Source organism: Leucobacter fengyongliangi (assembly GCF_050971685.1).
In the GTDB taxonomy this organism is placed as follows: Bacteria; Actinomycetota; Actinomycetes; order Actinomycetales; family Microbacteriaceae; genus Leucobacter.
Genome location: NZ_JBPCEU010000001.1, coordinates 55,740 through 69,281 on the forward strand (window position 1 = coordinate 55,740; position 13,542 = coordinate 69,281).

At 64.9% G+C, this 13,542-nt stretch carries 16 protein-coding genes; 6 read left to right on the forward strand and 10 right to left on the reverse strand.

Features of this window, described 5'->3' with window-relative positions; all coding sequences use genetic code 11:
• Positions 1-163 precede the first annotated feature (163 nt).
• On the forward strand, positions 164-682 hold the full coding sequence (locus ACR0R4_RS00210; RefSeq protein WP_433645305.1) for a gamma carbonic anhydrase family protein: 519 nt from the start codon (positions 164-166) through the stop codon (positions 680-682).
• Positions 683-764: 82 nt separating this feature from the next.
• Here the strand turns inward: ACR0R4_RS00210 and ACR0R4_RS00215 are convergent, their stop codons facing one another.
• Together ACR0R4_RS00215 and ACR0R4_RS00220 are read right to left on the reverse strand one after the other, a co-directional pair.
• Entirely contained in the window at positions 765-1,691 is a 927-nt protein-coding gene (locus ACR0R4_RS00215; protein WP_433645306.1) for an ABC transporter permease, read from the reverse strand.
• Complete coding sequence (locus ACR0R4_RS00220) at positions 1,688-2,581, reverse strand: ABC transporter ATP-binding protein (protein WP_433645307.1); 894 nt, start codon at positions 2,579-2,581, stop codon at positions 1,688-1,690. The genes ACR0R4_RS00215 and ACR0R4_RS00220 overlap by 4 nt, the downstream gene beginning before the upstream one ends.
• 226 nt (positions 2,582-2,807) lie before the next feature.
• Between ACR0R4_RS00220 and ACR0R4_RS00225 the strand changes: the two genes are divergently transcribed.
• Positions 2,808-3,902: a threonine aldolase family protein gene (locus ACR0R4_RS00225; RefSeq protein WP_433645308.1), complete on the forward strand. Its 1,095-nt coding sequence runs from the start codon at positions 2,808-2,810 to the stop codon at positions 3,900-3,902.
• Here the strand turns inward: ACR0R4_RS00225 and ACR0R4_RS00230 are convergent.
• Positions 3,899-4,513, reverse strand: a complete 615-nt coding sequence (locus tag ACR0R4_RS00230; RefSeq protein WP_433645309.1) for a LysE/ArgO family amino acid transporter — start codon at positions 4,511-4,513, stop codon at positions 3,899-3,901. The genes ACR0R4_RS00225 and ACR0R4_RS00230 overlap by 4 nt on opposite strands.
• A gap of 134 nt (positions 4,514-4,647) precedes the next feature.
• Here ACR0R4_RS00230 and ACR0R4_RS00235 point away from each other — a divergent pair, with 134 nt between their 5' ends.
• From ACR0R4_RS00235 to ACR0R4_RS00245, 3 genes are all read left to right on the forward strand, one after another.
• Positions 4,648-5,559 carry a LysR family transcriptional regulator ArgP gene (locus ACR0R4_RS00235; protein ID WP_433645310.1) on the forward strand — a complete coding sequence of 304 codons (912 nt, stop codon included), beginning with the start codon at positions 4,648-4,650 and terminating at the stop codon, positions 5,557-5,559.
• Positions 5,556-6,476 (forward strand): AEC family transporter, encoded by a 921-nt coding sequence (locus ACR0R4_RS00240; RefSeq protein ID WP_433645311.1) that lies wholly within the window; start codon positions 5,556-5,558, stop codon positions 6,474-6,476. Before ACR0R4_RS00235 ends, ACR0R4_RS00240 begins: the two co-directional genes overlap by 4 nt.
• Positions 6,477-6,749: 273 nt before the next feature.
• A complete protein-coding gene (locus tag ACR0R4_RS00245) occupies positions 6,750-7,325 on the forward strand; it encodes a nitroreductase family protein (protein WP_433645312.1) in 576 nt (191 codons plus the stop codon).
• Positions 7,326-7,337: 12 nt separating this feature from the next.
• Here the strand turns inward: ACR0R4_RS00245 and ACR0R4_RS00250 are convergent, their stop codons facing one another.
• Entirely contained in the window at positions 7,338-7,757 is a 420-nt protein-coding gene (locus tag ACR0R4_RS00250) for a hypothetical protein (RefSeq protein ID WP_433645313.1), read from the reverse strand.
• 90 nt (positions 7,758-7,847) lie between these two features.
• Entirely contained in the window at positions 7,848-8,633 is a 786-nt protein-coding gene (locus ACR0R4_RS00255) for a uroporphyrinogen-III synthase (RefSeq protein ID WP_433645314.1), read from the reverse strand.
• A gap of 321 nt (positions 8,634-8,954) precedes the next feature.
• On the opposite strand from ACR0R4_RS00255, the gene ACR0R4_RS00260 reads away from it, so the two are divergent.
• The gene (locus ACR0R4_RS00260; protein ID WP_433645315.1) at positions 8,955-9,845 is read left to right on the forward strand and encodes a hypothetical protein; all 891 of its coding nucleotides are present in this window, start codon (positions 8,955-8,957) and stop codon (positions 9,843-9,845) included.
• A 17-nt stretch (positions 9,846-9,862) separates the two neighbouring features.
• On the opposite strand, the gene ACR0R4_RS00265 is transcribed toward ACR0R4_RS00260, so the two are convergent.
• The 5 genes from ACR0R4_RS00265 to ACR0R4_RS00285 form a co-directional block, all read right to left on the reverse strand.
• Positions 9,863-10,126, reverse strand: a complete 264-nt coding sequence (locus ACR0R4_RS00265; RefSeq protein ID WP_433645317.1) for a DUF3618 domain-containing protein — start codon at positions 10,124-10,126, stop codon at positions 9,863-9,865.
• The gene (locus ACR0R4_RS00270; RefSeq protein ID WP_433645318.1) at positions 10,123-10,563 is read right to left on the reverse strand and encodes a phage holin family protein; all 441 of its coding nucleotides are present in this window, start codon (positions 10,561-10,563) and stop codon (positions 10,123-10,125) included. The genes ACR0R4_RS00265 and ACR0R4_RS00270 overlap by 4 nt, the downstream gene beginning before the upstream one ends.
• Positions 10,560-10,952, reverse strand: coding sequence for a YtxH domain-containing protein (locus tag ACR0R4_RS00275; protein ID WP_433645319.1), 393 nt, complete (start codon positions 10,950-10,952; stop codon positions 10,560-10,562). The genes ACR0R4_RS00270 and ACR0R4_RS00275 overlap by 4 nt, the downstream gene beginning before the upstream one ends.
• Positions 10,953-11,064: 112 nt before the next feature.
• Positions 11,065-12,399: a hypothetical protein gene (locus tag ACR0R4_RS00280; protein ID WP_433645320.1), complete on the reverse strand. Its 1,335-nt coding sequence runs from the start codon at positions 12,397-12,399 to the stop codon at positions 11,065-11,067.
• Positions 12,396-13,526, reverse strand: a complete 1,131-nt coding sequence (locus ACR0R4_RS00285) for a CPBP family intramembrane glutamic endopeptidase (protein WP_433645321.1) — start codon at positions 13,524-13,526, stop codon at positions 12,396-12,398. The genes ACR0R4_RS00280 and ACR0R4_RS00285 overlap by 4 nt, the downstream gene beginning before the upstream one ends.
• Between the last annotated feature and the right edge of the window lie 16 nt (positions 13,527-13,542).

Genomic DNA, 13,542 nt, shown 5'->3' on the forward strand with positions numbered 1-13,542 from the left:
GAGTAAACCCCAGAGTGTGGCCAAATGTGGCCACAGTCCGGTATCGGCCACGAGCGCCTCCGGTCAGATTCAAACTTCTCCCGGCATTCCGGCCCCGCCGCGCTGGCGAACGTGCGGAATCTGGACCTCGAGCCGAAGACAGCAACCCGGCTACAGTGGGTGCATGGCGCTCCTGATCCCTTTCAACGGCATTCATCCGCAGGTCGACCCCACCGCGTGGCTCGCACCGAATGCAACCCTGATCGGCGACGTACGCGTCGGCCCGGGTGCCAGCGTGTGGTTCGGCGCGGTGCTACGCGGCGACATGGATCGCATCGAGCTCGGAGCGGGCAGCAACCTGCAAGACAATGTCGTCGTGCACACCGACCACGGCGTATCGACCATCATCGGCGAGAACGTTGGGGTCGGCCACCTCGCCCTCATTCACGGTGCGACCATTGGCGACGGCTGCCTCATCGGCATGGGCGCCAAGCTCCTGAACAACTCGGTGATCGGCGCTGGCGCGTTCGTCGCGGCGAGCGCACTCGTGCTCGAGGGGCAGCAGGTCGAGCCCGGACACCTCGTGGCAGGTCTGCCCGCGAAGGACCGCGGCCCTATGGGCGAGGAGATGGCCGAGCGCGTGCGCTCGAACGCCTTCCATTACCAGGAGCTTGCGGCCCAGTACCGCGCCTCGGGCATGTGACCAGGCGGACGCCGCGGCGATCCACCGGGGAGTAAATTACCGGCGCAACTTGGCCATCACCCTGTCACTGGCAGCAGTAGGGCTACGACCGTCGGGTCCACCGGAAGGTGAGGAGGCTCACCATGAGCCCCACGACGAGCCACACCCCGAGGTTGAGCGCAACGAGCCCAAGGTCCCAGGTGCCACCCTGTTCCGCCTCCGCGAAGTGCTCGGGGAGAAACACGCTGCGCATGCCCTGCGCAAGCCACTTCAAGGGAAACACCGCGGCGATATTCTGCAGCCACTCGGGCAGCATCGTGAACATGAGGTAGACCCCCGAGATGAACTGCAGAATGAGCACAATTGGCAGTACCACCGCGGTTGCACTACGCGATGAGCGGGGCAGGGCCGAGAGTGCCACCCCGAGCAAGGCCATGGTCACGATGCCGAGCAGGAACACCCAGGCAAACCGCAGCCACAGTTCGGGTTCGGTCGGCAGTCGCACCCCCAGCACGAGCGCGGCGAAGATGAACAGCAGCCCAATTTGCAGGATCGTGGTGCCAACCAGCATCCCCACCTTCCCCAGAAAATAGCTCACCGGCGAAATCGGCGTGCCCCCGAGTCGTTTCAGCCACCCCTCGCTCTTCTCGCGCGCGATATCGACCGCGAGATTCTGTAGGCCTGAAAGCAGGATCGCTGCCGCCACCATGCCCGGAAGGTAATACTCGGCCATCGAGATGCCTCCCGTGCCGTCGGGCCGCACACCGACGTCACCCTGAGCCGAGAATGCGGTACCGAAGATGGCGAGCAGCAGCACCGGGAAGAGGAACGTGAAGAAGACGGTATCTGCGGTGCGAAAATACGCGCGCAGCTCGAGCCGGGCCGAGGCGATCGCTCCGCTCAGCACGCCGGGCACACGGGGGTGGATCGCGCTCGTTACTCCACCGGAAGCCGGAAGGCCTGCGCTCGCACCCGCACCACCGCCAGCACTCTCGCCGCTGCCGCCTGCGTTCGTGACGCGGGCGCTCATGCCGCGACCTCCCCTTCGTGGTCGCCGATGAGGGCGAGATAGATGTCTTCGAGCTCGGGCCTGCGCACCTGCAGCTCGGCGGGCTCGCCGCCCATGTGCTGCTGCAGCTGCGCGACCAGTTGGGCAGGTCGCTCCGTGCGCTCCTCACGCACAGCACCGCTGGCATCCCGCCAGCTCACCACGGGCACTCGCGCCTCTGCTCCTCCAAGTTCCGCGGGAGGCGCCTCCGCCACGATTCGCCCACCCGTCAATACGCCAACGCGATCCGCCAGCACCGCCGCCTCGTCGAGATAGTGGGTGGTGAGCACGATCGCGGTGCCCTCGGTCGCCAGCGCCTCGAGCATCGACCAAAACTGGCGCCTCGCCTCGGGGTCGAAGCCCGTGGTCGGCTCATCAAGGAACAAGAGCTCGGGGCGTCCGACGATCCCGAGCGCGACATCGAGGCGGCGCTGTTGCCCGCCCGACATCTTGCTCGCGCGCTTTCCCGCGTGCTCGGCCAGCCCCACCATGTCGAGTACCTCGTCGACCCCACGGGGATTCGGGTAGAAGGTTCGGAAGTGCGCGACCAGCTCTCGCGGTGTGCTCGGGCCGAGGTCTCCGGTCTGCTGCGAGACGATGCCGATGCGGGATCGCCACTCCCGTGAGGCGCCAAGCGGATCCGCGCCGAGCACGCGCACTGTGCCCGAATCGGCGCGACGAAACCCCTCCAGTATCTCGATGGCGGTACTTTTGCCCGCTCCGTTCGGGCCCAGCAGAGCATAGGTTTCCCCGGGGGCGATCGCCAGATCCACCCCGTCGAGCACCTGGCGGTCGCCGTAGCGCTTACTCAGGCCGCGCACCTCAATGACCGCGTCGTGACGGCTCTCACTGTGTGTCGCGTGTGGTTGCATATCGCAAGCCTGTCAGTGTCCGCGTTGCTGCAACAGCGTCTGCTGGGGCGCTGGCCCCGTCGAGGGGGCGCAATTCCACGTCCGGACAGAGTCTCGCGGTGGAATTGCGACTCCTCGGCGGAGGGGGAAGGGCGGGAAGGGAGGGAGGGAAGGAGGGAAGAGAGGGAGAGGGAAAGGGAAAGGGAAAGGGAGAAGAAGGAGGCAGGGGGCTGAGTAGGCTGGGCGAGTGACCGTCAGCGACCCGCAGCACCTGCCAAGTTCAGACCCCACCGCACACCCGCGCGGCTTCGCCTCAGACAACTACGCCGGGGCCCACCCCGAGGTGCTCGAGGCCATCGTCGCGGCCAACGTGGGCCACGCTCCCGCTTACGGCGACGATCCCTGGACCGCCCGCCTCACCGACTGGGCCCGCACGGCATTCGGCCCTATGGCGCAGATCTTCCCGGTGTTCAACGGCACGGGCGCGAATGTGCTCGGTCTGCAGGCATCCCTCCCCCGCTGGGGCGCAGTCATTTGCGCTGCGAGCGCACACATCAACGTCGACGAGGGCGGCGCGCCCGAGAAGGTCGGCGGTCTCAAGCTCCTGACCATCGACACTCCCGATGGCAAGCTCACCCCCGATCTGGTGGATCGCGAGGCCTGGGGGTGGGGAAATGAGCATCGCGCGCAACCGCTCGCGGTCTCGATTACCCAGACCACCGAGTTCGGCACGTGCTACACGCTGGCTGAGATTCGGGCGCTGGCGGATCAGGCCCACCGCCACGGCATGGAGCTGCACATGGACGGGTCCCGCCTCGGCAACGCGGCCGCGCACCTCGGCGCCTCGCTCGCCGAGATCACCACCGAGGCTGGCGTCGACGTGTTGAGCCTCGGGGGCACGAAGAACGGGCTGCTCGGGGCCGAGGCTGTCGTGGTGATCCACCCGGAGAAGGCGCGCGGGCTGCACTACCTGCGCAAAACGAACATGCAGTTGGGCTCGAAAATGCGGTTTCTCTCGGCGCAGTTGCTTGCGCTGTACGACGGCGACCTCTGGCTGCGATCGGCAACCCACGCGAATTCCATGGCCGCGCGGCTGAGTGCCGGCATCGAGCGGCTTTCGATGAGCGGAGGGGTGCCCGGTCTGCAACTCGCGCAACGCACCGAGTCGAACGCGGTGTTCGCTCTCGTGTCGGCGGCCGCTCAGGAACGCGCACGGCGACAGTTTCATTTCTACAGCTGGCCCGGCAATGACGAGCTTGTGCGCCTCATGTGCTCGTTCGACACCACACCCGAAGACGTCGACGCGCTCCTCGCCACCTTCGCCGAGCTTGCTCGTAGCTAGACCCCGACCCCGTCGAACACGAGCCTCGCGGCGATCAGCACCATCACCACGGCGACCGACCAGTCAAGCACCTGCCACGCACGCGGCGACGCAAAGAAGCGGGTCAGCGCGCGTGCACCGTATCCGATCAGCGCGAACCAGGCGAGGCTCGCGATCGCGCCGCCCAGCGCAAACCACCAACGCTCGGGGTCTCCCTGCGCATTCCCGATTGACCCCATGAGCACCATCGTGTCGAGGTAGACGTGCGGGTTCAGCCAGGTGATGGCGAGGCACGCGAGCACGGCCTTCTTGAGCGAAACCTGCGAGCCTTCGGTCGCCACCAACCCGATCGGGCGGATCGCGCGTCGCACCGCGCCCCACGCGTACCAGAGCAGGAACACCACGCCACCCCACCGCACGATCTCGATGACGAGCGGGGCCCGCTCGATCACGAAGCCGATCCCCGCGACCCCCGCAAACTCGAGGAGCGCGTCGGCAAGGCCGCAAATCAGCACGACGGGCAGCACAAACTGCCGCCGGATCCCTTGCTGCAGCACGAACGCGTTCTGCGCGCCGATGGCCGCGATAAGCGAGAGTCCGGTGCCGAAGCCGACGAGCATGGGGGTAATCACCCTTTGACGCTACGACCCAAACCAACGCAGTTCCTAATTTAGAATGCCTAACTTTATTTACGAAGCATTAGCATTACTTCATCAAGCTCCGCCACCAACAATGAGTTCCTGCCGGCGCAGAAACGAGGGAGCGCATGGATCTGCCAGTCGAGCACCTCGCAACCTTCGCGGCCATCGTGGATGAGGGCAGCTTCGAGGGTGCCGCGCGGCGACTCCATATCACCCCATCTGCAGTCAGCCAGCGGGTGAAAGCCATGGAACAGCGGGTGGGCTCGGTACTGCTGCAGCGCACCCGCCCCGTGCTCCTTACCGCCGCGGGCACCACCGTCTTGCGCGTTGCCCGACAGCTCGATCGCATCGTCGACGATGCAACGAGAGAGCTCGGCAGCGGTCCTTCAGGCGGCACGGTCATCCCAATCGTGGTGAACGCCGATTCCCTTGCAACCTGGTTCATTCCCGCTCTCGCGCGCGCCTCGCGGGAGACGTCAGCTCACTTTGAAGTGATCCGCGCCGACGAGACCCTCAGTACTGAACAATTGCGACGAGGAGAGGTGATGGCGGCTCTCACCGCGACCCGCGAGCCAGTTCCGGGGTGCACGAGCACCCGGATTGTCACCGACCGATACCGTGCGGTCGCCGCGCCCGAGTTTGCGGCACGCCACTTCCCCGTTGGCGTCACCCCAGATGCGTTGCGCCTCGCACCAATGATCGAATTCGACCGGCAGGATGCATTCCAGCGTCGATTCATTCGCCGGATCACCCAGACAGAAGTCGATCCGCCACGACATTACATACCGTCGTCGGCGGAGTTTGCTCTCGCGATTGAGCTCGGTATGGGCTGGGGAATGCTGCCAGAACTGCAGTGCCGGACGCCACTTTCGGACGGTCGCCTCGTGGAGATCGGACCGGGATCCACAATCGCCTTGCCGCTGTACTGGCAACGCTGGAACTTGCATTCTGCAGTCCTCGACCGGCTCTCCGAAATCGTGACGGAGGAGGCACGGGCCGCACTAGGCTCGATAGAGTCGAAGGGGGCCCGCGCATGATGGGGGTGATGCAGGGGTTTGCCCTGATTCTCGGCATTATCGGCGCCGGCTATCTCGCGTCACGGTTCGGCGTGGTCAAGGGCGACCAGCGGCTCGTGCTCAATCGGGTCGCCTTCTACGTTGCCACCCCGGCGCTTCTGTTCGTGGTGCTGCAGCGCAGTGATCCAGCGGTCATCGTCTCTCCGGTGATCCTCATTACCGGGCTGGCCGCGGTGGTGGTCGCGGGCATCTACGTGGTCGTGTCTCGGCTCTGGTTTCGCCGCAACCTCGCGAGCACTACGCTCGGGGCCACAAGCGCGGGCTACGTGAACTCGAACAATCTGGGTCTCCCCGTCGCAATCTACATCCTCGGTGATGCTGCGTACGTCGCGCCGCTTATTCTGCTGCAGGTGGTGGTGTTCGCACCGCTGATCCTCGCCATTCTCGAGTCGACCCGGGGCAACCAACGCGGTGCGGTGGTCGCGCTGGGTCGGGCGGCACGCAACCCCATCATTGTCGCCTCGATGTTGGGCCTGCTGGTTGCGTTGCTCGATCTGCGGGTGCCCGAGATCTTCCTGAATCCCATCGAGATGATCGGTGACGCGTCAATCCCCATGGTTCTGTTGAGCTTCGGCATTTCGCTGCACGGGCAGCGCGTGCTGCAAGCCGGTGCGGATCGCCCCGCCGTTCTCGTGGCAAGCGGCATCAAACTGCTCGTGATGCCCGCCCTCACCTGGGTGCTGTGCCTCGCCTTCGGGCTGAACGCGCACGAGACCTTCGTCGCGACCACGATCGCCGCGCTTCCGACCGCGCAAAACGTGTACAACTACGCTGCCACCTATCGGCGTGCAGAAACGCAGGTGCGCGACACCGTGTTCTTGACCACGTTCGCCTCCCTCCCGGTGATCGCGGCGATTGCGTGGTTGTTGGCCGCTTAGGTGGGGAAAGGGCCGTGGACGCTCCAGCCACTGCCACAGTCCCAGTCCCAGTCCCTGTCCCTTATTCAGTTCACGGTGCCCTATTCGCGGAAATTAGGGTGCCTCAGGTGAACAAGGCACCATTTCCCCAGCTTTGTCTCGCGTTTTCGTTACACAGTGGATCACGGCCAGGAATATTGTCCAGCACCGGAGCGTTCACACCCACGGCACTTCCGACAGTTCTAAAGCTCGCCGGGCGCCCACGCAGCTGTGATCCACCAGTAAAGGAACCTCATGAACGCCCGTCACGCCGAAACCAGCGCCCCCATCATTGACCCGATTGCCAGCCGCTGGAGCCCCCGCTCCTTCGCCACCGAGCACTCGCTGCCCGAGGGCGCGCTGCGTGGGGTGTTTGAGGCCGCCCGCTGGGCCCCGAGTGCGAGCAACACGCAGCCGTGGCGCTTCATCATCGCTCGTCGCGGCGGCGAGGCCTTCGCGAAGGTCGAGGCCACGCTGATCGGCTTCAACCAGCAGTGGGCCGGCCGTGCCGCCGCGCTCGTAGTCAACGTCGCGGAGACCGTCGATGCCGAGGGCAAGACGCAGCGCTGGGCCGAGTACGACCTCGGGCAGGCCGTGGCGACGTACTCGCTGCAGGCTCGCGCCGAAGGCCTGTACGCGCACCAAATGGGTGGGTTCGACCCCGAGGCCCTACGAACCGCATTCGGCCTGACCGAGCATCAGGTGCCCGTATCGGTGAGCGCGATCGGCGCGATCGGCGAGCCCGAGCAGCTTCCAGACACCCTCCGCGAGCGCGAAGTGGCCCCGCGCAGCCGCATGGATCTAGACGACCTGATCTTGCTCAACGACTGACGCGGCGATGGGTTACGCGACGGTGCGGTACACCGTATCGTCGCCGTCCAGCCGCAACGCCCTAATGAGTTCGGCGGCGTGCGTCGTCGACAGCACCACGCGGGCAAAGCCATCGAATTCCGACACCCACCCGTGATCTTCCTCAATACTCTCGGGCACATCAATGTCAATCACGATGGCGGATCGCCGACCTCGGACGAGCGCGAAGTCCCGGCCGGAAATGCTTCTCCATGTGCCGAACGCCAGTTTTCCCGGAATCATCGTGCCGGGAGCACGCACCCCCCGCAACCAGACCCACGGATCATCGGTGATGAGCGCAGAGGTGATGGCATCGCGGTCGATCACCACATCGCGCCGATGCATTGCGAGTACTTTTTCGGTCGCGGTGAGCTGGATCACCACTCGGTCTGGGTACACCTCAACTCGCGCCATGCCCCCTAGTTTGCCGGTCGCAGCGAAGTTTTGCCGCATATAACGCCCATGCGGCACCGAATCGTTACCGCGCGGGCACGAGAATGCTCATTAGTCGAGCATGTCGCTCTGGTCGATGGCGGATTCCACCGTCTCGATCAAGGCCCGCTTCACCGGCGAGCTGGTGTGTTCGGGATTGTGGATCAGCCCAGCAGCTTCCGCCTCGTCGTGGGTGCGCGGCCCCACGCAGGCGACGATCGTACCCTCGGGAAGCTCGGGAAATTGACTCGCAACCTCGCGGGCAATTTTCGCCGAAGCAACGAGCAAGGCGTTGATGCGCCCGGACTCGACGTCTTCTCTGATGTGGACGGAAACTGGGATGCCAATGGTCTGGAATGCCACGACCTGGGTGACATCGTGGCCGCGATTGATCAGGCCTTCAGTGAGGACTGGCTTGGCTACGTCTGAGCGCAGGGTGAGCACCTTCAGCACGTTGCCCGCGTCGATCTCTGGCCAGACCTCAAGCAGGCCAGCGGTCGAATAGTTCTCCACGCTCGGCGTGCGGCTCACTTGATAACCCGCCTGCACGAACGCCGCCTCAGTGGCCTCGCCGACCACTGCGACCTGAGTGGTGCTGGGAATGACGGCCTGGTGGTGCGCCAGCACGTCCACCACGGTCGCACTGGTCGCGGTGATCCAGTCGTAGTATCCAGCCTCAAGCCGATGGAGCGCCTCGACCAGTCGATCTTCCTCGCTGGTGTGAGCAAAATCAACGAGCGGAGCGATGACTGGACTCGCTCCTTGCTCCCGGAGCGCCTCTGCAACTAGCTCGCCCCACGTACCGCCGCGCGGCACGAGCACACGGAGACCGCTTAGCGGTTTCGCCTCAGCCGCCATAGACTCCACTCACTTTGTTCGGACACACCAAAAGCCAACCTACGAACGAGTCTTCCGTTGACGCGGTTTCGGCTTTCCGGAAAAGTCGTTCCAGATGTCCCTATTCTGACCCTGCGGGGGCAAAGACGCAAAACAGAGCGGACAGATGCGCGAAACGCAACCGAAACGTAACACTCGGCGCGCGCGGCTTCAGCTTGCTCACGGCGCACCAGATCATATATGACTCTCAGGAAGAGCACGTAACCTGTAGCAGCCCTGCGCCAATGTCGCACGGGTGGACTCAATGGGGAGGCCTGTTCCTTCACTTCCCCGGGAGTCCGTGTGTCATTTTCTGTGCCCAAGTTCGGTGTGGGCCTCGTGCTCAGCGCGCTCGTCGTCACCCAGGTCCTCACCGGCGCCGCGGCCGTCCCGACCCAGGCTGAGCTGCTCCAGCCAGCCGGCTCGGCTGCGACTAGCCAAACTCTGGAGGCCGATGCGAGCGAGCGCATACCTGAGTTATTGGCCGAGCTGACCGACGCTACCCAGGCAGCCACCCAAGCGATCGAGGCAAACGCCGTCAGTTCCCCCGCCATCGATGAGGCCGGCACTGCACTGTCCCAGCACATCCGCGCGGCAGAGCACCTCAGTCCGAGCGCCTGGCTCACCGCGAATGACACGGGTGCCCATCTGGTCGAAGGAAATGCGGAGCTGCTCGCGGAGCTCGAACGCGACTTGAACGAGTTGCGCGGCAGTCTGAGCGCTTGGGAAGGCGCCATCGAAGCGCACCTGGCAGAGGAGGACGCTCGGCAGGCCGAGGCCGCTCGGGTTCTCGCAACGGCCGCTGCGGTCTCCGCTGCCCCCCAGCGGCCCGCGGTCGCTTCGCCGCCAGCGCAGGTGAGCCCAACCCAGTCCGGCTACACGGTGTCACCTGCGGGCTCGGGCGGCCAGGCCCTGATCGACGCGTGCGTGGGCCCCGTGTGGTGGACGCCTTCCTGGTTTCCCTATCTTGCCGAGCACTGGCATTGCGGCGGGGCGGCGTTCCCGAAAAAGGCTGGAGCAATCGTCACTATCGCGGGCAGCGGGGTGTACCAGTCCGCTGGCATCGTGAAGCAGGTCAATGCGTACATGGAAGACATGAACGCGGTTCCGAGTGGTTACGACGTGTACTACCAGACGTGCTTGAACAATGACCCGTCAACATCAGTCATCATCGGGCTCGTGCGGATCGGCTAGTCCGTTACCGGGGCACGTCAGTCGAAGGCGCGCATCACGAGCCGTGCAACACCCCAGACCGTGAGACCAGCGGCGACAGCAGCCCCGGCGACACCAGCAGCGAAGGCCAAGGGATTCTCGTTCCCGACATCCGCCACACGCTGCTTGGCGCGTGCAATGGTGTCGTCAATGCGCTGGGCGTAATCGAGACGTCCACGGAGTTGCCCGAGCGTGTCGTAGAGTTCGGCCCGCGCCAGTTGGGCCTTCTGTACTCCACTTGGAACCTGCGGTGCATCACTCATCGCCAGTTTCCCTTTCCGTCGGCCTGCGGCATATGGGTCGAGGAATTGAAGCGAACCTCAGACATTGCTTGAAAGTCGCCCTCGACACGGTCAATGGTCTGCTCGGGCACAGGGATACCGCGCTTGATCAGGGCGATTCCGCCGAGAATTGCCCCAGCGGCGAGAAGGATCAACCCGAAGGCCACCACGAGCGCGGAGAGCCAGACCGGCCACACCACAGCGATTCCAGCAATCGCCGCCGTCACAAATGCTGCAATGGCAAAGAAGAGGAAAAACAACGCGACGACAATCGACAACAGGCCGATGCCACTCCGCTTCGCCTTCGCGGTAATTTCGCGCTTCGCATTTTCATACTCTGCTTTCGCGAGCGCAATGAATTGCTGTGGCAGCCGCGCGAGGAGCTCGAACGTGCCCGCCTGATCACTCTTACGGCTCATGACTTGGCTTCCGGTTTCTTGGCTTCGTTCTTCCTGTCACCGGCAGCGGTGGCCGCCGGTTCCGGTGCGGGCGCTGCGGTCTTTGTCGTAGCTGCGGCCTGAGCGGGCGATGTGCCCGTCGAAGCCGTTTCTGAAGTCCGCGATCCACCGCCCGCTTTCTGGGCAATGTTGCTGACCGCGTCTGCGCCCACTCGCTTGGCGAATCCCTTGAGATTGTCGATCTGGCCGTCGACCGTCTCGCGCCAGGCCGCCACCCCGCGCTGCACTGGTTCCGTATTCCAGACCGCCTCCGCGCGCCGCTTGATTTGTTCGTAGCGTTCACGACCCGCGCGGGCACCGAGTACGTACCCCACGGCTGCTCCGAGAACGAATGCGAGTTTGCCCTTCATGGTTCCTCCGATTCCCGTGACGAGCGCCACCATTCCTAGTTCAGCCAGCCTACAGAACTTCGAGCCTGAGAGATATTCCAGAATCGAGATACATCAGGATTGCGGCCAGGAACTAGGCGGTGAGCCCGGTGAGTTCGCGCCGCAGCGCAACAGCGTCGGCGTGTGCCGCGGCAAGTGCCGACGGAAGGTCGTCTCCGAAAAGCGCCCGGCCCACCGCACGCATGGGTGGGTGTTGTGCCGCGATGCTGGCCACACGCGATGCCGCCTGGCCTCGGTCAGCATGCGACGAGAACGGGGCTGCCGCAACACCCATCGACCATTCGGCGCCTGGCAGCGGTTGGAGCGCATAGTCGAGGAGGATCCGCGAGAGCACCCCGTCAAGACCGTCGAGTGCGGGAGGCTCTGAAAGCACATCACTGGACAGGATTACCCGAGCTGTGCGACCAGTTCGACATTCGGCGAGGATCGTCCAACCTCCGCGCACCGCGAGCGCTCGCTCTCCCTCAGTGAGCCAATCCGGGCAAGATATGTCAATTTCAGCATGAACACGAACTTGTTGTGCATGAAGCCCGGGTGCGAGCTCGGAAAGCAGTTCAGTGCGGGTCGCGTTCCGGCTGAAATCGAGGATCAGGGACCGGGATTCGAGCGCCCGACCATCGCTCAGAGTAACTGACCAGGATCCGACGTGTGGCTCGGCTGCCTGGCCGAGACCCTCAGACGCAACCGCCTGCGTCACCCGCCCGTCAAAGAACTCGGCACCATAAAGCGTGAGCTTTCGCAGGAGCTCCGCCTTGAGCGCTGTTCCCCCGCCCGCAGGCTCCACTCGCGTTTCACGTGCAACATTCCGATCGGAGTATGCAAGCGCCGCACCCGTCAACGACCCGACTCGCGAGAGCGCCTCGTTGAGTCCAGGGGCCGCGAGCGCCACTTCCACTTCATCGGCACCCACTCCGTACCGCTCGCGCACTTCTGGCTCGACCAGGCGCGCGAGCGTCCGGGCTCCGACGCGTTTCCGCACGAGGGGCCCGAGTGTCTTCGCCTTCCCCACTGCGAGGAGGGGCATGACGCGATCGAGGTACGCACGAATGGCGGCACCCGTGCCGAGCAACCGCACGGTCTCGGTCGCGAGGGGAGATGCCGGGATACCCAAAACCGCGGGAGTAGCTTGCGGCGCCCACTCGCCGGCGCGATCCTGCAGCAACGGGGGCTCGGGTGAGCTCACACGCGGGAGCGCACCAGCTGGCGGCGCCGCATCGGTGCCGGCGATGGGTGCCGCAACACGGTTCAGAAACTCGGTCACGATCCCATCCGGGTCCCGCACCGGAGCCGCGGGAGGCTCACCCACACGTTCGTCGGTCGCCAGGCCGACACGGAGGCCCACCTCGGCAAGATCGAGCGCGGCAAGCAACGCGGCGATGCTGCGCCCAGTCACCAGCGCGTCAATCATGGGGCCACCTGCGGGGTCGCAGTGGCGGTCGCCGGCGGGGCGGCGAGTCGCGACTGCACGAGGTCGATGCGGGTGCGCGGGCCGCCCTTGCGCACGAAGATGCGCTCCACCCACCAGACGTACAGGCCCAAACCAACGATTTCGCCAATGAGTGCACCCGGGCCAGCACCACTCGCGGTTTGCTTGGTTTCGCCTCCGATAGCGAACACCATGAGTCCAAATGCGATCCAGTTATTCACGACATGAATGGTGATTGCGGCCTCGAGCCCACCCGTGCGCCAGCTCAGCCAGCCGGCAACCAAGGCAAGCAGCACCACTGCCATCCAACCCCAGATGTCGTAGATGTGTGCGAACCCGAAGATGATGCTGGGCACGACGATCGGGATCCACGGCCCACGCAAGAACGCCCCAACCGCACCCGCCGCGCGGGATCCACCGAACCAGGCGCCGAGCGTCTGCATGAACATGCCGCGGAACACCAGCTCCTCGGCCGTCGCCTGAATCGGCACGAGCAACAGGATGATGAGCGCAGACCACAGCGCGAGTGTCGGGTCGATGGTTGGCACCTCGGCGATCGGCGTCGAGTCACCAATGACGGCAGCGAACGCGAGCTCAAATGCAATACCGACCACGTTCATCACCACGAGCGCAACGAACGCGGGGATGACGGTACGGAACAGCAACCGCCAGCGAATGCGGAGAGCGACCGACCAGCCGCGACCGATCGGGGTCAGTCCGGTGCTGAGCATCGCAAGCCACACCGCCGGGATCATGAGCGCGACCGATCCGAGGGTGACCACCAACGAGATCGGCTGCTGTGTGTCGGGGATCGCGAGCGCGAGAATGGTCTCTTCGCTGAGCTCCGCCCCCGAGAGCAGAAGATAGGGCACCATCACCACGACGCTGAACACCACGGTGAAGGTCAGATAGTAGAAGAACCCCAACACGAGTGCGAGCAGCGGCTTCCACCAGCGATATTTCGGTGCCCCGCGCAGCAGTCGGTGGTATTCGAGCGGTTCAGTCTCAACCCAGTGGATCGGCGCAGCTGCACGCTGCGCCCACCCCCACTCCTCAGGTGGTGCGGGTCGCTCCACTGGCCCCTGTTGGGGGTGCTGTTCGTTGCTCATGCGCTGAACCGGTGGG